The sequence below is a fragment of the Brevundimonas denitrificans genome, from assembly GCF_030160755.1.
In the GTDB taxonomy this organism is placed as follows: domain Bacteria; phylum Pseudomonadota; class Alphaproteobacteria; order Caulobacterales; family Caulobacteraceae; genus Brevundimonas; species Brevundimonas denitrificans.
In genome coordinates, this window is record NZ_BSOY01000205.1 from 1 (window position 1) to 627 (window position 627).

1 protein-coding gene is annotated in these 627 nt (G+C 53.1%); it reads left to right on the forward strand.

Translation table 11 applies throughout. The features are described 5' to 3' along the window. The first annotated feature begins 245 nt into the window (after positions 1 to 245). On the forward strand, positions 246 to 419 hold the full coding sequence (locus QQJ79_RS16035; RefSeq protein ID WP_169558831.1) for a hemin uptake protein HemP: 174 nt from the start codon (positions 246 to 248) through the stop codon (positions 417 to 419). The last annotated feature ends 208 nt before the right edge of the window (positions 420 to 627 follow it).

Genomic DNA, 627 nt, shown 5'->3' on the forward strand with positions numbered 1-627 from the left:
CACACATGCTACTACTCTCGGATTTCCTTCCAACTACACTCCCTTTTGGCCCGGCAAGCAGGCCGGCCCTCACCATAAGTGGCGCCGGTGTCATTCTCAAATGAATTTCCCATGCGTCCGGTCACAAAACGCCAGCCTTGCCGATATATCAAAAAAGGGTTGACTTCATTTTCCGCAATTGATAATCACTCTTAATAGCAATCGAGAGACAGTCCGTCTCAACCATAACCGAGTACCCGTTCCCGATGGCAGGCCAAGACAAAACCAGCGCCCCGCAAACCTGGCACATACCCGTTACCAATGCCGGGATCGACAGCGAGGCCCTTTTCAAGTCCGGAAAGGAGCTGAAAATCCGTCACCATGGTGACGAATACACGCTCCGCCTGACAGGGAATGACAAACTTATTTTAACGAAATAGGTCAGTAGCAAGCCACCCAGCCAGCCCAAGGCCAGCAAGGCAGCAAGCAATCGCCGTTCAATTCCAGTGTAAGGATTAACATGCGACATGCGTCTTGCGTGACCTTTTGGGGTGCGCTGCTTTCAACCACTGTTCTCAGCTCTGCGTGGGCCGGGGACACCCCGACACAGGCCGTTCTGGATACGGTCACCGTCTATGCCACGAAAAG

Excerpts from the sequence above, each read along its gene's own strand:
- QQJ79_RS16035 (WP_169558831.1), top strand. The coding sequence starts at position 246 with ATGGCAGGCCAAGACAAAACCAGCGCCCCGCAAACCTGGCACATACCC.